Raw genomic sequence first — 19,101 nt, 5'->3', positions numbered from 1 at the left:
TTATGTTTAATTATTTTTTGTCTTATTTTAATAATTAAAAGGCCTCTTTTTGTCGAGGCCTTTTTACGGAAGCTTTCACTTCCTGATTCCTATTTTACTGTTTAGCTGCTTTCAGTTTTTTCACAACAGCATTAACACCAATAAGTAAATCTTCGCCTAACTGACGACTGCGCTGTACTGACCAGCCATAAATATCGTCAGGCACATCTGCGTTATCTTTAAACGGCATTTCAACCGTGTAGGCCATGCACTTAAACTTCTCACCCACCGCGTTCGATGCAACGGTAAGGTTAGCTTTGCCTGGCTCGTCTTTATCGTAACCAAATTCATCCTGGAACTCAGGCGTTGCGTTTAACAGTGCATCTTTAAACGTGTTTTCAAGCATTTTTATGTTGTCGGTGTAGCTAGGGTTACCTTCAGTTCCTGCCACAAAGTTGTACGGCAATGCCTCATCACCGTGCAAATCAAGATACATATCTACACCAATTTCACTCATTGCATTGAGAACGTAAAGCACTTCAGGGCTTTTTTCCACCGATGGTGTCGCCCATTCACGGTTAAGATTGGTACCTACAGCGTTAGTACGTAAATGGCCTCGGGCACTCCCATCTGGGTTCATATTTGGTACTACGTAAAACACGGCATTATCAAGCAACTGTCGCGCCAAACCATCTTGCTCGTCGAGCAAGCGATATATAATACCTTCAGCACACCACTCGGCCATGGTTTCACCTGGGTGTTGACGGGCCGTTATCCACACTTTTTTCTTTTCGGGCGTTTCTTCACCGATAACAAGTAAAGACATATCGCGGCCGTCTAGGGTAAGGCCTAAAAACTTATGCTCACACAATAAAGACATTTGCGCATCGTGAACAAGGTCTAAATGGCGTTCGTAGCTATAGGGAATGAAATAAGCAAAATACACGCTGGGTTGTTCAAGCGTTAACGAAAATGACAAATTATCACCGTCGAATTCACTTGGAATTCTAAACCACGTTTGGCGGTCGTAAGACGCTAAAACCTTATATCCCTTCCAACCTTCGGGGTACGCTGATTTTGCTAGGTTACCAATGGTCATTGTGTGCGTTACAAACGTTTCGCCCACTAGACGAAAATGGAACCACTGCGCAAATTCAGATTGATTGTCGTTGGGAATGGTTAGACGGATATCATCTGGTGATTGTGCGCTAACTACTTCAATGTTACCGCTGTCGAATTGACTGGAAATATGCATAGACTGTCGTTTTCCTCATTATTTGAGCGCTAATTTAGCATAGACGTAAACAAAAATTCCACGCACTCGACGGGTTTTGTACTGACCAAAGTATCCAAAATGTTTACACCATTAAAAAACCGACCACTTGGGTCGGTTTTTTTATACAATTTAACGCTTAACCGTTATCGCTTTCGCTTTCGTTTTCGCTTGTTAATAGCTTGCCTTCATAAAGGCAGCGTTGGGAAGCTCAATCCTGCCATATCGCGCACCACGCGCAATACTTGACAGCTGTAACCAAACTCATTGTCGTACCACACATACAGTGTCAGCCGGCTATCAGCGGCAATAGTCGCTTGCGAGTCAACGACTGAGGCGGCACGTGAGCCCACTAAATCAGTCGATACGATTTCTTTACTCGCTGTGTAATCAATTTGATGCTGCAATTTAGAAAACAGTGCCGTATCACGCAAGAACTCATTTACGGCAATACGATCTACCGACGTCTTAAGGTTCAAGTTTAAAATGGCTAACGATACGTTAGGGGTTGGTACGCGAATAGCGTTGCCCGTTAGCTTGCCATCAAGCTTTGGATACGCTTTTGCCACGGCTTTAGCCGCACCTGTTTCGGTAATTACCATGTTCAGCGGCGCGCTCCGCCCGCGACGGTCGCCTTTGTGATAATTATCGATAAGGTTTTGGTCGTTAGTGTAAGAGTGAACCGTTTCAACGTGACCATTTTCAATACCATATTCTTCATCTAGCGCTTTAAGTACCGGCGTAATCGCGTTAGTGGTACAGCTAGCCGCAGAAACGATAGTATCTTCTGGCGTTACTTCTTCATCGTTAACACCGTGAACGATGTTTTTGATGTCGCCTTTACCCGGTGCAGTAAGGATGGCTTTAGCCGCGCCTTTCGCTTTAAGGTGAAGCCCTAGGCCGTCGCGGTCACGCCAGATACCTGTATTATCGACGACAATGGCGTTGTCGATACCGTACTGGGTGTAATCAACCTCATCAGGGCTGTTAGCGTAAATCACTTGTATGTAAGAGCCGTTAGCTTTAAGCGCGTTGCGCTCGTGGTCAATCGTAATACTGCCGTTAAATGGCCCGTGAACTGAATCGCGGCGAAGCAAGCTTGCGCGTTTTTCTAAATCACCTTCACGGCCTCCACGCACTACAATAGCGCGTAAACGAAGCTTGTTGTTTTTTCCCTGACGTTCAATCAGTAAGCGAGCGAGTAAGCGACCTATACGGCCAAAACCATAAAGTACAACGTCTTGCGGTTTCTGGTCGTCCGCTTTGCCTGCAACGTCGTTTAGTTTTTCATTGAGGTAGGCCGTAAGGTCGCTGTTGTCAACCGCAGAACCGTAATGGAAATCGAAAGCAAGTTTGCCGATATCAATTTGAGCAGGCGCCAATTGCATAGCGCTCAACGCTTCCAAAATTGGATAGCTTTCACGTAGGCGTAATTTGATCCCTTCGTGCAAACGCACTTTGCGGTGCGCCTTGATAATATCAATCGCGCTGGCATTGAGTAGCGAGCGTCCATAAACTGAAATTTCAACTGCCTTATTGCGATATAGCTTCCCAATAAGGGGCAACATCATTTCTGCGTATTCCTGACGCTCTTGCCAGCTGCCTTGTAACTCCTGCTCAAACTGTTGATTCATGCTTCTGCCTTCATCGATATTAAATTAACGGTGTTGTCGTTGTTTATAGCTTTGTCCACCATTGATAGTGGGCTACGGCCTATAACAAATCCTAATTACGCGTCAGTTTTTTATTATTTTTAGGGTACACTAGGTGAGTTTTCGTCTGACGGTGACGAGCAGTATCTTAAATAAACAAGCAAGGAAGACCAAATTGTTGATAAGTTTCAAAACCACCATGAAAACTCACACTACGAAGAATTTATTTAGTAAGTTTCCAACAAAAAAGCGCTTATCAGCGATGGGCTTAATATCGGCCGTTGCCCTTAGTGGCTGTGGCGATCTTTTCGAGCCAACGATCAGTGAGATATGTGAATCGCACAGTGTATTATGCCTAGACCTAAGTTTAGATGCCCGCTGCCGGGCCGAACGCGCTGAAATAATACGCATACGATATTACAATCAAGACCCTGAAAATGATGCGTATAAGTACCCGCTTCTATTAAACTTCGAAGAATACCTAACTTGTGTGGAAGAAGTGCAGCACATTGAACATGTAAAGCGCAAAGGAAAAGAAGCGACCCGGCTTAAAGGCGTGATCACGGCTCAAAGAGAGATTAAGCGACTAAGCAGAGAAACCAAAAACTCCTTAGACCCCTACCTGTCGTACTACCACTGGACTCGCTTCAATGACAAGGCGGCATTTCATCGCTTTGAACGCTACGCGGCAAGTAACCGGGTTACTGATCCTGCACTACTGGTATCCCTAGCGTCTGTCCAAATAAAGACTGACCTACCGCGCACTGTTGAAACGCTGTATCGGGCATTGAGTTTGTATACAGATAGCGACGATATCGATGTCAGCATTTTTTATTCACTGGCCTCAATTGGAATGGACTTAGATAACTATCGACTTGCGTATGTTTGGTACGGCGTTGCCGAAAGTTTCGATGAAAGGCTTGATGAAACACAGCGATTGCAGCTAGGGGAGAAATACCACCTTCCCACAGAAATCCTAAATAATATCGTTGATGAGATAACCAACCATTTAGAAAGCGCGACCTTTAATGCAGAAACGCTAAAATTACAAAAGCTCTAGTATTTTGAAATTAACTTTCATGATTTTAATGCTAAATAATTAAAAAAACCGCCGTTTATGGGCGGTTTTTTTACAAATTCAAAACAGGCGACACCAACAAGGTTATAATTTGACCAGATGTTTACCTTTAGTTGTTTCTCGCGAAGGCGCCCAAAAGCTTGTTCACCCTTTAACCTCAACGTTATCTTCCCCTTTAAACGTCATAGATAGAGAGTTTACGCAATAGCGTTGCCCTGTAGGTGCTGGGCCATCAGGGAAAACATGGCCGAGGTGCGAGCCACATTGCTTACAGAAAATCTCAACACGACGCATACCGTGAGACACATCTTCTCTATAATCTACATTTCCATCATCAAGCTGTTTATAGAAAGAAGGCCATCCACAGCCTGCATCAAACTTCGTATCTGAGGGAAACAACGGGGCTTCACAGCACTTGCATACATACAGCCCATCTCGCTGTTCATCAAGCAATACACCGGTAAACGGACGTTCAGTTCCCGCTTCGCGGCATACATAGTACTCCTGTTCGCTTAATTCAACTTTCCAATCTTTTTCAGCAATGGATTCGTCTTGTTTTTTATCTGTCGACATAACTTACCTCTTATCATTAAAAAAGGTGTATTTGAGACCAAATACACCTTTTTCCAACTTTCGCATATTGGCTAGGCTTTAGTGACCCTAGCGCTGATTGCAATAATCGTCAGCCGTTATCTTTTGATAGCGGTTTGAGGCCGCGCAGGATCACTCCACTCAATGTGATATTTTTTGCCTGCTGGCTTATCGACACGTTGATAGGTGTGAGCACCAAAATAATCGCGTTGACCTTGCAATAAATTTGCAGGTAATACCGCAGTGCGGTACGAATCGTAATAGCTCAATGCAGACATCATCGCTGGGCATGGCACTCCTGCCAGCGTGGCTTGCGCGATAGACTCGCGCCAGTCTGATTGGTATTGCGTAATTTGCTCGGCAAAGAACGGGTCCATTAGCAAGTTTGCAAGGTCTTCATTGTTTTCATAGGCCTTGGAAATTGATTGCAAGAACACCGCACGGATAATACAGCCAGCACGCCAAATTTTAGCAATTTCGCCAAACTCTAACGTCCAACCATGTTCTTTGCCCGCCATCGCCATTAGCTGGAAGCCTTGCGCGTAAGCACATATTTTAGAACAATAAAGCGCTTGTTCTAGCTTGTCGATGATAGCGGTTTTTTGCTCGTCGCTAAACGTGGGGGTATCTGGGCCCGCGAGTACTTTACTAGCAGCAACGCGCTCGTCTTTCAAACTTGAAATACTGCGAGCGAACACTGCTGATGTAATGGTTTGTGCAGGGCTACCTACTTGTAAAGCGCTCACTGCTGTCCATAGCCCTGTGCCTTTCTGCCCTGCTCTGTCTAAGATAACATCAACAAGGGGCACATGAGTTTCAGGGTCCATCTGCTCTAGTACTTCTGCACTAATTTCCATCAGATAGCTATTTAGCTTACCTTCATTCCATTTGCGAAATACGTCGGCAATGTCGGCAGGTTTCATATTCAGGGCTTCACGCATCACGTGATACGTTTCACAGATCAGCTGCATATCGGCGTATTCAATACCGTTATGCACCATTTTCACATAGTGCCCAGCACCAACTGGTCCGATATACGTTGCACACGGCTCACCTTCTACCACAGGTTGGCCAGGTATATGACTTTCTAAAGGCTTACCTGTTTCAGGATCAACTTTTGCAGCAATGGCGGTAAGCACAGGTTCAATACGCGTCCAAGCATACGGGTTACCCGACGGCATTAAAGAGGGTCCGAATCGCGCGCCGACTTCGCCACCTGAAACCGCAGTAGAGAAGAAAATGAATTTGCCTTTGTATTGCTCTTCACGCGCGACCGAGTCGGTCCATAAGCTATTACCCGTGTCTACAACGATATCATCAGCGTGAATACCGGCATCGATAAGATGATTACACACGTGGTCAACGGGGGCGCCTGCTGGCACAGAGATAATGATAAGATGCGGGGCTTTTAACTTGCTCAAAAGCTCGGTGTAAGAACTGCAGCCTTCCACACGAGGCTCAGTATTTTCAGCTCTTTCGCTTGCGTCTTTAGCCAGAATAGACTCAACTTTATTTTGATCTAAATCGAAACACGCGACACGATAGCCATGGTCTACTAGGTTCATGGTCAGGTTACTTCCCATTACCCCCAAACCGATAAAACCAATATCACACGACTTGTCGTCGTGGGAATTACCACCTTTATTTTGCATAGGAACACCCTCACATTTCAGATGGCTGCGCATGATACCACCTGAAAGAATAAAGAACAGTCAAACCTAATAATTTAGTGCGCACTGGTGTAAATGCCACCAACGGTAAAGGTAATCAGGTTGAGCAGGCGAATTAAGCTTTATTTACACCACCTATTTCGCGCTTTTGAATCACGCCTGTACAAAAATAATACAAAGGTAAAGAGTGGGCTACAAAAATTTCATAGCGCCCTTTAAACCTCTCGTTTAGCGCCCGATTCACCTGCGTTATTATAAAACATACATTCAGTGACGCTGACTACGTTTGTAAAACAGTCTCTCAACCGGAAAAATGCGCAAAGCTAAATAACGTGAGCGATTTGCTTGCTTGTAAAAACACCTTTTGTATACAAATTGAAGGTTGTTCTTCAAGAGAGTTATAGCGCGTATCAAGATGCATCGTCCACCCCCCTTTAGGAAGCACGGAAGGCAAGTGAAACCGCACGTCGTTTTCACTGGCATTTACGCATAAAAACCAGTGTTCTGGTTTTTGGTCGCCCACGATACAACCTTTAATTTCAACGCCAAACGCTTTGTTGTGATGCACATTCCAGTCTTCAGATGCTTTATCAGAACCATCCGGCTTATACCAATTGATTTCCTTCACGTTTCGAGACAGTGTGAATGCATCATCATGAAGCTTTAACTCACTTAACAAGGTAGACGACTGACGCAACCGAATAGCGTATTGGCAGAAGCGCAGAAAGTCTTGTTTACGCTTATTCATCTCCCAGTTTAACCAGCTAATAGGGTTATCTTGGCAGTACGCATTATTATTGCCGTTTTGAGTGCGACTTAGCTCATCTCCCCCAAGAATGTGAGGTGTACCCTGAGAAAATATTAGCGTAGCAAAAAGGTTTCGCTTTTGACGTTCGCGCATGTCGATAATCGATTCGTCGTTGGTTTCGCCTTCAACGCCATAGTTTGCCGAGAGGTTATGGCCGTGGCCATCTCTGTTGTCTTCTAAGTTATCGAGATTATGACGTTCGGCATAAGTCACCATATCGTGTAGCGTAAAACCATCGTGGTAGGTTACGTTATTTACCGAGGTACTAATATGTCGATGGCCTTTGTGGAATATATCTCTGGAGCCCATCAGCCGGGTAGCAAAGTCTGCCGTTACACCGTCATCGCCGCGCCAAAAGGCGCGAACCGTATCGCGGTACTTATCGTTCACTTCTAGCCACGGAGAAGGAAAATTACCCACTTGATAACCACCTGGGCCAATGTCCCACGGCTCAGCAAGTAAAACCTTATCTCGCAACACTGGATCGCTACTTATTGCGCGTAGCAGTCCTGACTTTTTATTGTACTCCTGCGGCTCTCGGCCCAAGCATACGGCTAAATCAAACCTAAAGCCATCAACCCCAATGACCGTAACCCAATGACGCATCGCATCGAGAATAAGGCCCATCATGAAAGGTTGCGCGGTGTTCACCGTATTGCCACAGCCTGAATGGTTGGAATACACCAGTTCTCCGGTTTTAGTCTGCTCAAGTAAATACGCTTGATACGGGCAAAACCCTTTATACGATAAAATAGGGCCGCCATTGCCTGCCTCTGCCGTGTGGTTAAATACCACATCGACGATGACTTCAAGCCCCGCGCTGTGATAAGCATCAACCATCTCCTTTAACTCGGCCAGGGCATCTGACACACCATAGCGAGGTTCAGGCGCGAAAAAGTTTACCGGATTATAACCCCAGTAATTCGTTAATCCCTTATCGGTGACGAAGGGTTCTGGCATAAATGAACACAGCGGCATAAATTGTACTGTTGTGATACCCAGCGCTTTAAGGTGTTTAATAACGCTTGAATGCGCCGCCCCGATAAACTTCCCCCTGTGCTCTTTAGGAACATCGGGGTGAAGCTTGGTAAGCCCTTTAACGTGAGCCTCATACACAACCCGTTTGTGTTTAGGGATGACTGGTGCACTGGCGTGACTGATAGCGTAATCACTGTCGTCGATGACAATACACTTGGGGATCATAAATTGAGAGTCATGCTTGTATCGTCGCGCGTCCCACTTTATTGCACGGCTTATTTTTTTCGCATAGGGATCTATCAGCAATTTGTCTGTAGGTACTGAGTGCAAACCAGCTTCATTGCGCTCAACCCGGTAACCATAGTACTGCCCGGCGCTTACGCCAGTAAACAGACCATGCCACACATCGCCTGTTTTTTCGGGTAACGGGAACTCTTCTAGCGCTTCTTCTGTATCACTATTAAAGAAGCACAACACCACCGCTTTTGCATCGGGGGCATAAACAGCAAAATTACAGCCTTCTTGTGTAATTGTGGCGCCAAGAGGGAACGCTTTTCCCATTCCACTCTGTTTAATTGGCGCAGCGTTTTGTATCTCTTTCACAGCGTTCTCGACTTATTATTTAGCTAAGCTCATTCACTCAAATCAGCAACGTAAAACACCGTAGCAAGTGGCGGTAAGGTTATCTCTACTGAATGTGTACGATCATTCCACGGAACAAGTTGTGCGGTTGTGTTGGCAACGACTTCGTAGTTGCTACCCCAATAAGCCCCATCGTCGGTGTTCAGCGCCAGCGTCAACGTGCAGGCTTCATCCACACCAATTCTAAAGTTCTTGCGCGGAGCAGGCGTAAAGTTAGACACCACGTAGACTTTTTGCTTTGCATCTTTTGAAGTGCGAACAAACGACACAACGCTTTGATCCGCATTGCTGTGATCAAGCCACGCAAAACCCGCCGGGTCATGATCTTGTTCATAAAGGGCTGGGGTTGAGGTGTACAAATGGTTTAACGCCTTATACAGCGCTTGAATACCTGCGTGCTTTTCGAAGTCAAGCAAGTGCCAGTCTAAGCTGCTATCGTGATTCCATTCCCGTGCTTGCGCCAGTTCGTTACCCATGAAGTTAAGCTTCTTGCCTGGATGGCCATACATGAAACCTGCGTAACAGCGCAAATTAGCGGCTTGTTGCCACTCATCGCCCGGCATCTTGTGTAACATGCTGCCTTTACCATGTACGACTTCATCATGGGAAATGGGTAAAACAAAATTTTCATCAAAGGCATAAACCATGCTAAACGTAATATCACCGTGGTGGTAATTCCGATATGCAGGGTCTTTTGCAATGTAGTGCAGCGAGTCGTGCATCCAGCCCATGTTCCATTTAAAGCCAAAGCCTAAGCCACCGTCGAAAACAGGGCGAGATACTTTGGGAAATGACGTGGACTCTTCCGCTATAGTCATAGCGTCTGGGAAGTGCTTGTATACTTCCTCGTTCATCCATTTAAGCAGGCTTATCGCTTCGTAATTTTCATTACCGCCGTCAACGTTCGGGATCCACTCGCCTTCGTTGCGGGAGTAATCTAAATAAAGCATAGACGCTACCGCATCAACCCGAAGTCCGTCCACGTGAAACTTGTCAAGCCAGTAAAGAGCATTGGCAACTAAAAATTGACGAACGGTATCTTTGCCAAAGTCATAGATGCATGAGTTCCAATCTGGGTGCCAGCCTTTACGAGGGTCTTCATATTCATACACACACGAACCGTCAAACCTTGCCAGACCGTGTCCATCTTCAGGAAAATGAGCAGGTACCCAATCGATGATAACGCCCACGCCGGCTTGGTGACATTTATCGACAAAGTATTTGAAGTCATCTGGATTGCCAAACCGACTGGTAGGCGCGAACATACCTACCGGTTGGTATCCCCACGAGCCGTCGAAAGGAAACTCTGATATTGGTAGCAGTTCCACATGGGTGTAGCCCATATCGCTAACGTAACCAATCAAATCATCGGCAAGTTCTTTATAGGTAAGATACCGCGCCTCTGTAGCAGCGTCAGGTCGTTTCCATGAGCCTAAGTGAACCTCATAAATGCTCATAGGGCTGGCGTATTTATCCCCTTTGCGATTTTCCATCCAATCACTATCGCTCCACTGGTAGGAACGGTGATTATAAATTTTCGACGCATGAGAAGGATACTGCTCAGCACAGAATCCTAAGGGGTCAGCTTTATGCGGTAAATCATGACCATTGGCGTCTTTGATATGATATTTATAGCGTTCGCCTTCAGTGAGCTCGGGTACGAAGAGCACCCAATACCCCATCGACGTTTTCTCCATCGGGTGAGTACGTCCGTCCCACTGGTTGAAATCGCCAATGAGTGATACCGCGCTTGCATTTGGCGCAAATACACAAAACCTCACGCCACTTACCGTCTTGCCCTGTGGTGTAGAGATATCAATTAACTGCGCACCCGCTTGTTCGTACAAATTTGCTGGCGTGCTATCGATATAATGTACGGCATGGTAAGCCTGTTCAGTAAATTGGTAAGGGTCGATATAACCATTATCCCCTCTCCCCTTATTAGCGACTACGCGGTAAATTTCACCGTTGTACTCAGCGGGAAGTGACGCTTCAAATAAGCCATTCGCATTGTCCGATTTAATAATTCGATCAGCTAGCGCAGAATTCTCCCATTTTATCGTTACTTCGCTGGCGTCAGGACACCAAACACGAAGCATCGCACCTTGTTGGCTGGCAATGACGCCAAGATGAGAAAATGGTTGGGAACATGTTACCTGTTCGAACTGCTGCGCTAAATGCATTCGCTACTCCTAGTAAAAACCCGCATCGCAGCGGGTTGAATTGAGAGCTTAAGCACGTCTTTATGTGTTTAAGCTCTATCAAAAGCACCCTTGTGGTACTTTATCTTACTCGATTAAGTTAACTAGGCAACTGCCTATTAACATTTTTTTAATAGTGAAAGCTTAACCTTGGCTGGCTTGCTTTCTTGCATGAGTAAGTTTAGATGCTAATTCGTTTATATCATGTCTTTCGAACATCGACTCGATATTCTCTGTCAGCTTTCTACGCCAGTTAGGATATTCGTCAAAAGTACCAGGGATATTAACTGGCTTGTCCATTTCCAGCCAGTCTTCTAATTGAAGACTGAGCAGAGCACTAGAGCCCCCTGCCATGTGTACCTGCATTCCGTTGTTTAATTCACGGTTCATACCCGTAAAATTAACATCGTGACTGATACTATCGCTAATTGAACCATGCCCGTGCAAGGTATCTAGAATAGCCTGCTTATTTTTGTGGCGGTCTGTATACAAGGTTTGCAGGATTTCTTCTGTTGGATACAGCCCAATCTCTTTGCCTAATTCTAAATCTAAACAATGCCAGTACCCGATAAGTGTGGGCATATCGTGAGTGGTTAACGTCGACATCGACTGAACCGGATAGTGACTTGGCGAGAAGAAACCGCCGTCTTCGGCTTGCTCAAAGAAGAAAACGCGATACGAATACACGCCATTTTCAGCAAGCTTACTGCGAATCTCTTCAGGTACTGTGCCTAGGTCCTCGCCAATTACAAGGCTTTGGTTACGATGACTTTCTAGCGCAAGAATGCCTAACAAATCATCTACCGGATAGTAAACATAACCGCCTTCTTTTGCATCGTCACCCTTAACGACCCACCATAATCGCAGAAGCGCCATTACGTGGTCGATTCGTAGCGAACCTGATGACGCCATGTTAGAAGCAAATAAGTCGATAATGGGCTGATAGCCTTGTTCATATAATTTGCGCGGGTCCATTGGTGGAAGACCCCAGTTTTGACCAAGGGGGCCTAAAATATCTGGTGGCGCGCCTACACTGGCATCAGTACAGTAAAGGTCTTTATTGCCCCAAATCTCCGCGCTTCCCTCGCTAACACCTACCGCTAGGTCGCGATACAAGCCAATGGTCATGCCAGCATCACTGGCTTTGTTGCTCGCCTGCTCTAGCTGTTGCGCAGCAATCCATTGTAAGAACAAGTAAAATTTCACTTCGTGTTCGTTGGCGCGCTTAAATTTAGCGACGGCTGGATTGTGATAATCTTTAAACTCTTCTGGGAATACAGGCCACCCCCAACTTTCTTTCCCCTCACCCTTAAGGTGAGATTGCAGCGCATCATACACCGCAAGCATATCTAAACTTTCACCGCCTGCTTCAACAAACGCTTTGAATGCTTTGTTTTGCTTTGTGTTCTTACGAAGGTATTTGGCTTCATACACTTCAAATACAGCCTTAAGCGCAGCCAATTTCACATGGGCGACTGCCTCGTAGTCTACATGTTCTACGTTGCGTGCATGCTCTAAAGTAGCGGTAAACTCGTCATCGTTCACTATTGTTTGCACTGATGTGTCGTCGTAGCCTTCAATCGACGTAACGTCGATGTACAGGTAATTTAACCAGCGGCGAGAACTTGGACCATAAGGAGAGCATGCATTTGGGTTCGCTGGGTATAAGGCGTGAATAGGATTTAAGCCAATAAAGTCTGCTCCAACGCCCGCTGCTTTTTCAATAAGTTGAGAAAGGTCCGAGAAGTCACCAATCCCCCAGTTATTTTCACTACGCACACAATATAACTGTACGCTTAGGCCCCATATTTTCTTGCCTTCTTTAATTTCATTCGGCGTGTAGCAGGCTTCTGGTGCAACAATAATGCGAGAGCGGGCAAATTCATCGTCATCGGCACTTAGTGCGACATCGTGATATCCCAACGGCAAATCTAAAGGTAGCGTTACAACGTATTCATGAAATTCAACATCATCAATGTGCGCCATGGTTGTCATTTCTTGGTCAACCGGCGTGAAGTCATGAGTAAGTACGTTACCCGCTTCACAGGTAACAGTTAGGGTGTGTACATCGTTTACCAACTCAATAGGTAAGCGCACGGCTAGATTGATCTCTTGAGTGTTGCGAACCACCTGAACAGGATTTAGTGGCGACAACCACACCGACTTTATATCTTGTGTAATTTGTGACTGAATTTTTTCGTCACTGCTGGTGTCATAGCCAAGTGTATTGAGCAATTTCGCTTTGCTTGATTCTGCGATGGTTGCTGGTTTTCCCCATGCGTCTACGTATTGGGTTTCTATTCCCCGCATTTCAACCAGTTGTTGCAGAAGTTGTTGTGTCATGGTGTGTCATTCCTGTTATTCGGTGAAAGACGCAAAGGCTGAAGCAGCAAGATACGTCTACATACAAATTTTTAACATTATTCTAGAAACAAGGGCTTCGCGATATCTGAATACGATTGCAATAGCATTAATTCGTAATTTTGCAACACTTTAGCAATTTATTTTGCTAATTATGGCATTTTGATCCATACTTTACGTAATTTATTTTCATTTTATTTAAACAATCGGGGTACGTTATGACAATTCGCATCGGTATCAATGGTTTTGGCCGTATTGGACGCCTAGTAATGCGTGCAGCAGCAGAGCGCAACGACATCGAAGTTGTAGCTATTAACGACTTGCTAGACACAGACTACATTGCTTATCTATTGAAGTACGACTCGACTCACGGTTTATTCGACGGTGAAGTAACAGTAGATAACAATAACCTAGTTGTAAACGGTAAAACTATCCGTATTACTTCAGAAAGAGATCCAGCGGCACTTAAGTGGAATGAAGTTGACGTAGACGTTGTTGTTGAATCGACAGGTTTATTCCTAACAAAAGAAACAGCAGCTAAGCACATCGAAGCGGGCGCGAAGAAAGTAGTAATGTCTGCGCCTTCTAAAGATGATACGCCAATGTTTGTTATGGGCGTTAACCAGGACAGCTACGCTGGCGAAACTATCGTTTCTAATGCGTCGTGCACCACTAACTGCCTTGCACCGCTAGCGAAAGTACTAAACGACAAGTTTGGTATTGTTGATGGTCTTATGACAACGGTTCACGCGACTACAGCAACGCAGAAAACGGTAGATGGCCCTTCTATGAAAGACTGGCGCGGTGGCCGCGGTGCGGGTCAAAACATCATTCCGTCATCAACGGGTGCAGCAAAAGCAGTAGGTAAAGTAATTCCTGAGCTTAATGGCAAACTAACAGGCATGGCTTTCCGCGTACCTACGCCAAACGTTTCAGTGGTTGACCTTACTGTTAACCTAGCAAAAGCGGCGAGCTACGATGAAATCTGCGCGGCGATGAAAGACGCATCAGAAGGCGAGCTTAAAGGTATCATGGGCTACACCGAAGACGCTGTTGTATCGAATGACTTTGTAGGCGATGCACGTACGTCAGTATTCGATGCTACAGCCGGTATCGCGCTAACAGACACTTTCGTTAAGTTAGTGTCTTGGTACGACAACGAATGGGGCTACTCAAACAAGGTTCTAGACCTTGTAGCGCACATTTCCAAATAATTAATAAAATTTAGATCAAATAGTTAAACTATTTGCTTTAAAGTTGAGTTAATCTAAAGGTGTAAACACTGCGTTTGCACCTTTTTTGTTTTAAGTGGTCTTAGTCATTACTAAAACTTAACAAAAGCGATACTTGGTTTATTTGCTATTTAGTTTTAATTCGCCCAAGAGCTTTCCTGTCGCTTTTTCTTTACCTGTTTCTTTATTCGTCCAAGGAGGGCTTATGCCACCCGTTAGTTCAGTCACTGTTAGCGAGTCTAATGGACTTACCTTTTTAGATGTCGATAACGCATTAGCCACGGCGCGAATAAGCCTGTTTGGCGGCCATATCTTGTCTTATGTACCTAAAAGCGATGATAAAGAACGCCTTTGGGTCAGCCCTCACGCCTATTTAAACGGAGAGCGGCCAATTCGCGGCGGTATTCCCGTTTGCTGGCCGTGGTTCAGTGACGACCACGGGCGGGAAAAAGGTGCCCTTCCCTCCCATGGCTTTTTAAGAACCCAAGTGTGGAAGTTGATTGATTCAAAAGACGACGATAGCGGCACAACCATCGAATTGTCACCAAGCTTTACACGGGCAGATGGCTTTGAAAATGAGTGTAACGTGTCCATGGTGATCAAGGTGGGCAATACAATGGACATCTCTTTAATTACTGAAAATACCGGCGTGGCACCTTTCGAATTTAACTGTGCGCTTCACACTTATTTCCATGTTGACCATATTCAACATACGCTAATTAGTGGTATTGAAGGCCAGTACAAAGATAAACTGGATAACTGGGCGTTAAAAGCAACACCCACCCCTTACGCCATTACCGGTGAAACTGACCGCATTCACTTAGCGCCAATCAAAACGGCCGACATTGAAGTGGACGGTAATGCTTTTACTCAAGTCGTTTCTGAGGGTAATGACTCACTTGTAGTATGGAACCCATGGCAAAGTGCCGCCTCTATTTCAGACATGGACCCGTTTGGTTACAAGCATATGCTGTGCGTAGAGACATCATTAACGCAAGGGAAAACGTTAGCACCTAGCGAGTGCCACACGCTGAAACAAACTATCGTTCCACGATAAGCCAACGTCTAAAGTTTGCGTATACAAGTGTTCGACTATAGATAGTTTGGGTTGGTAAAATAACGTTTTATACGTTCTTAATAGCTAAAAAGAAAAAACCTGCCGCAAGGCAGGTTTTTTTAAAATGTCGAAGCAATACTTGGTTTATTGCTTAGCACCAGCAACGGCTTCTTTAGCCAGTTGAGTGATACGCGCCCAGTCACCTGACTCGATTGCATCATCAGGTGCTAACCACGAACCACCTACGCACTTCACGTTTTTAAGCGCTAGGTAATCGTTGTAGTTGTTCGGACCAATACCGCCTGTTGGGCAGAATGTCACATCAGGGAAAGGGCCACTGATAGACTTAATCGCCTTTACGCCACCTGATGCTTCTGCAGGGAAGAATTTCATGTGAGTATAACCCGCATCTTTACCCTTCATCAGGTCAGACGTTGAAGAAATACCCGGAATGAGAGGAATATCCGCATCCATACCCGCTTTAAGCAGGTCTGCAGTCATTCCCGGGCTGATAGCAAACTTAGCACCGGCTTCAACAACAGCTTTTAGCTGTTGTGCATTAGTTACCGTACCTGCACCGATTAAAGAATCAGGCACTTCATCGGCAATTCGCTTAATCACGTCAATGGCCGCTGGTGTACGTAAGGTTACTTCTAGCACTTTGATACCACCTTCCATTAGCGCTTTCGCCAGAGGTACCGCTTTTTCTACGTCATTGATAACCAACACAGGTACAACTGGGCCGGCCGCAAAAATTTCCTCTGGAGAGGTTTTCCATTTCGATGTCATAATTTAGCTCGCTGTATTTTGATTCAGATATGCAGCCGCACCTAATAGACCATGATCAGGCTCTGCAATTAAAAAGGTGGGAATGTCTTTCACGTAATGCTTCATTTGCCCCTTTGCTTCAAAACGCGCTCTAAAGTCACTGTTTTGAATAAACTCAGGGAAACGGTTGGCAATGCCACCACCAATGAAGATACCGCCTGTTGTCGCCATATTAAGGGCTAGATTACCTGCAAAGCTTCCCATTATGCGACAGAACTGCGTTAAAGTGGCTTCTGCTATCTTGCAGGTTCCGTTTAGTGCAGCTTCAGTGATTTGCGCTGGCTCAGTAAATGCAACCGGTGCAGACGCATCGTTAGCTAGCGCGGTATAGATGTTGTGTAAACCACGGCCAGACATGACTTCTTCAGCAGACGCTCGGCCTAATGTTGTTTGTAGATGACGCCATACCACTACGTCAGTCTCATCAACGGGAGCAAAATCGACATGACCGCCCTCACCATCCAGGGTTTGCCAGCCTGACGAGGTCATGGTGATGTGCTCAACACCTAATCCCGTCCCAGGCCCGAAAACAGCAATATTGCCATTTTCTTTCGCTATGCCTTCACCAATTTGAACGACTTGGTCTTCGCCTAATACAGGCAAGGAGTGCGCTACCGCAGTAAAGTCGTTTATCACAAATAATGCGTCTAACTTAAGCTGAGTGCGCAAGGCATTTTGTGAAAATGCCCAGCTGTGATTGGTCATTTCGACCTGATCGCCAAGTACCGGACAAGCTATGGCAATACAACCTTGAGTAAAGTTGTATTGCGGCATGTCAGCAAAGTATTGTCCTATAGCTAAATCAATGCTGGCAAAGTCGTTACACATGTATTTTTTAATGTCGGCGACACCTGAGTCGGTTACTCTCGCAACACGAATGTTCGTTCCGCCAACATCAGCCACAAACTTCTGACTCATTACGCTTGCTCCTGCGTGTAAAACAGTGAACACGCACCTTCTTCAGCGCCAGTTAGAATGGCTCGCATACCTGCAAACATTTCGCGTCCCATACCAACATGGTGTTTAGCCAAGCTAGCAGGCGCAGCTTCACGAGCAGCTAGCGTTTCTTCATCGACATGTAAGGTAAGCGCACCAGTTTCTGTGTTTAGCTCTATAATGTCGCCCTCGTGCACTTTAGCAAGTAGGCCGCCCTTATACGCTTCTGGAGTCACGTGGATTGCAGCTGGTACCTTACCTGACGCACCAGACATTCGTCCGTCTGTAACAAGCGCAACCTTAAAGCCACGATCTTGCAGCACGCCTAGCGGAGGCGTCAAGCGGTGAAGCTCTGGCATACCAATCGCTGATGGGCCTTGGAAGCGAACAACAACAATGCAGTCTTTATCTAGCTTGCCAGATTTAAACGCGTCATCCAGTTCAAACTGATCTTCAAAAACAACCGCAGGCGCTTTAATAGTGCAATGTGGTGTAGGTAGCGCTGACGTTTTGATTACGCCTCGGCCAAGGTTACCGTCGAGCACGCTTAAACCACCATCAGGTTTGAACGGTTGCTCTACCGTTGCAAGTACTTCTTTATCGAGTGATTCAGTTGGGCCATCGCGCCATTCTAGTTCACCGTCTTTAAGCACAGGCTCTTTGGTGTAGAAATCTAAGCCTTCACCCACAATCGTTTTTACATCGTTGTGAAGAAGTCCAGCATCAAGCAGCTGTTTGATAAGCAGCGCCATACCGCCCGCAGCCACAAAGTGGTTAATGTCTGCAGAGCCGTTAGGATAAATACGGGTAAGCAAAGGAACAGCGTTTGAAATATCTGAGAAGTCATCCCAGTTCACGATATAGCCAGCGGCACGAGCAACAGCAATAAGGTGCATGGTGTGGTTAGTTGAACCACCTGTAGCTAATAGACCAACAAGGCCATTTACAATCGCTTTAGCATCGACAATATGACCGATTGGCGTGTAGTTATCGCCAAGATCTGTTAGGCGCGTTGCTTGAACAGCAGCGGCTTTTGTTAGTGCATCACGTAACGGCGTGCCTGGGTTAACAAACGACGAACCCGGAAGGTGCAAGCCCATCATTTCAACCACTAGCTGATTCGAGTTTGCCGTTCCATAGAACGTACAGGTACCAGCAGAGTGGTAAGATTGAGATTCAGCTTCAAGCAACGCGTCACGCCCTACTTTACCTTCGGCAAATTCTTGACGAACGCGGGCCTTTTCTTTGTTTGGAAGACCCGATGGCATTGGACCGGCTGGCACAAAAACGGTTGGCAAATGACCGAACGTTAGTGCGCCCATTAGTAGCCCGGGAACGATTTTGTCGCAGATACCTAGCATCAATGCGCTATCGAACATATTGTGAGAAAGCGCAATGGCAGCCCCCTGAGCAATGTTATCACGGCTCATTAGGCTTAAGTCCATGCCAGACTGGCCTTGTGTAACACCATCACACATAGCAGGTACGCCACCTGCGAACTGGGCTACACTGCCTACTTCTTTCACTGCTTCTTTAATTAACGCAGGATAAGTCTCGTAAGGCTGGTGCGCTGAAAGCATATCGTTATACGCAGACACAATAGCCACGTTGGCTTTAGTCATTGAACGAAGGTCAGATTTTTCGCTTGTTCCACATGCTGCAAAGCCGTGAGCAAGGTTACCGCATGACAACACACCACGGTGTGGTCCTTGACGTCGTGCACTCTCAATTTTTTCTAGATACGCCTTACGCGTTTCTTTACTACGCTCGATAATTCGTTGCGTAACTTCAGCAATTTTTGGATTCATGTTTGTC

13 protein-coding genes are annotated in these 19,101 nt (G+C 45.8%); 3 read left to right on the top strand and 10 right to left on the bottom strand.

Annotated elements, in window-relative coordinates; genetic code table 11:
• Window positions 1-94: 94 nt before the first annotated feature.
• Entirely contained in the window at window positions 95-1,234 is a 1,140-nt protein-coding gene (locus ACTRWF_RS14785) for a M14 family metallopeptidase (RefSeq protein WP_024016467.1), read from the bottom strand.
• 206 nt (window positions 1,235-1,440) lie between these two features.
• Entirely contained in the window at window positions 1,441-2,886 is a 1,446-nt protein-coding gene (locus ACTRWF_RS14780; RefSeq protein ID WP_012518783.1) for a glyceraldehyde-3-phosphate dehydrogenase, read from the bottom strand.
• Between the two features lie 193 nt (window positions 2,887-3,079).
• Here ACTRWF_RS14780 and ACTRWF_RS14775 point away from each other — a divergent pair, with 193 nt between their 5' ends.
• Window positions 3,080-3,964, top strand: coding sequence for a DUF2989 domain-containing protein (locus ACTRWF_RS14775; RefSeq protein ID WP_462835772.1), 885 nt, complete (start codon window positions 3,080-3,082; stop codon window positions 3,962-3,964).
• A 162-nt stretch (window positions 3,965-4,126) separates the two neighbouring features.
• Here ACTRWF_RS14775 and msrB read toward each other — a convergent pair whose 3' ends face one another.
• From msrB to malQ, 5 genes are all read right to left on the bottom strand, one after another.
• The gene (gene msrB, locus ACTRWF_RS14770; protein WP_012518785.1) at window positions 4,127-4,555 is read right to left on the bottom strand and encodes a peptide-methionine (R)-S-oxide reductase MsrB; all 429 of its coding nucleotides are present in this window, start codon (window positions 4,553-4,555) and stop codon (window positions 4,127-4,129) included.
• Window positions 4,556-4,671: 116 nt separating this feature from the next.
• Entirely contained in the window at window positions 4,672-6,225 is a 1,554-nt protein-coding gene (gndA, locus tag ACTRWF_RS14765; RefSeq protein WP_012518786.1) for an NADP-dependent phosphogluconate dehydrogenase, read from the bottom strand.
• Window positions 6,226-6,544: 319 nt separating this feature from the next.
• Window positions 6,545-8,590 carry a glycogen debranching protein GlgX gene (glgX, locus tag ACTRWF_RS14760; protein WP_414631241.1) on the bottom strand — a complete coding sequence of 682 codons (2,046 nt, stop codon included), beginning with the start codon at window positions 8,588-8,590 and terminating at the stop codon, window positions 6,545-6,547.
• A 71-nt stretch (window positions 8,591-8,661) separates the two neighbouring features.
• On the bottom strand, window positions 8,662-10,854 hold the full coding sequence (gene glgB / locus ACTRWF_RS14755) for a 1,4-alpha-glucan branching protein GlgB (protein ID WP_462835771.1): 2,193 nt from the start codon (window positions 10,852-10,854) through the stop codon (window positions 8,662-8,664).
• Window positions 10,855-11,016: 162 nt separating this feature from the next.
• Window positions 11,017-13,215 carry a 4-alpha-glucanotransferase gene (malQ, locus tag ACTRWF_RS14750; RefSeq protein ID WP_462835770.1) on the bottom strand — a complete coding sequence of 733 codons (2,199 nt, stop codon included), beginning with the start codon at window positions 13,213-13,215 and terminating at the stop codon, window positions 11,017-11,019.
• A gap of 236 nt (window positions 13,216-13,451) precedes the next feature.
• On the opposite strand from malQ, the gene gap reads away from it, so the two are divergent.
• Window positions 13,452-14,447 (top strand): type I glyceraldehyde-3-phosphate dehydrogenase, encoded by a 996-nt coding sequence (gene gap, locus ACTRWF_RS14745; RefSeq protein WP_020743788.1) that lies wholly within the window; start codon window positions 13,452-13,454, stop codon window positions 14,445-14,447.
• A 223-nt stretch (window positions 14,448-14,670) separates the two neighbouring features.
• On the top strand, window positions 14,671-15,522 hold the full coding sequence (locus ACTRWF_RS14740; protein ID WP_012518791.1) for a D-hexose-6-phosphate mutarotase: 852 nt from the start codon (window positions 14,671-14,673) through the stop codon (window positions 15,520-15,522).
• A 144-nt stretch (window positions 15,523-15,666) separates the two neighbouring features.
• On the opposite strand, the gene ACTRWF_RS14735 is transcribed toward ACTRWF_RS14740, so the two are convergent.
• The 3 genes from ACTRWF_RS14735 to edd are packed head-to-tail and all read right to left on the bottom strand — an operon-like array spanning window position 15,667 to window position 19,094.
• Window positions 15,667-16,311, bottom strand: coding sequence for a bifunctional 4-hydroxy-2-oxoglutarate aldolase/2-dehydro-3-deoxy-phosphogluconate aldolase (locus ACTRWF_RS14735; RefSeq protein ID WP_012518792.1), 645 nt, complete (start codon window positions 16,309-16,311; stop codon window positions 15,667-15,669).
• 3 nt (window positions 16,312-16,314) lie between these two features.
• The gene (glk, locus tag ACTRWF_RS14730; protein ID WP_012518793.1) at window positions 16,315-17,268 is read right to left on the bottom strand and encodes a glucokinase; all 954 of its coding nucleotides are present in this window, start codon (window positions 17,266-17,268) and stop codon (window positions 16,315-16,317) included.
• A complete protein-coding gene (edd, locus tag ACTRWF_RS14725; protein WP_462835769.1) occupies window positions 17,268-19,094 on the bottom strand; it encodes a phosphogluconate dehydratase in 1,827 nt (608 codons plus the stop codon). Before edd ends, glk begins: the two co-directional genes overlap by 1 nt.
• Window positions 19,095-19,101 lie beyond the last annotated feature (7 nt).

It is taken from the genome of Alteromonas sp. G5_S2_22_S1, from assembly GCF_054968525.1.
The sequence above is the reverse complement of the archived record's forward strand: the minus strand, read 5'-3'. Positions and strand labels throughout refer to the sequence as shown.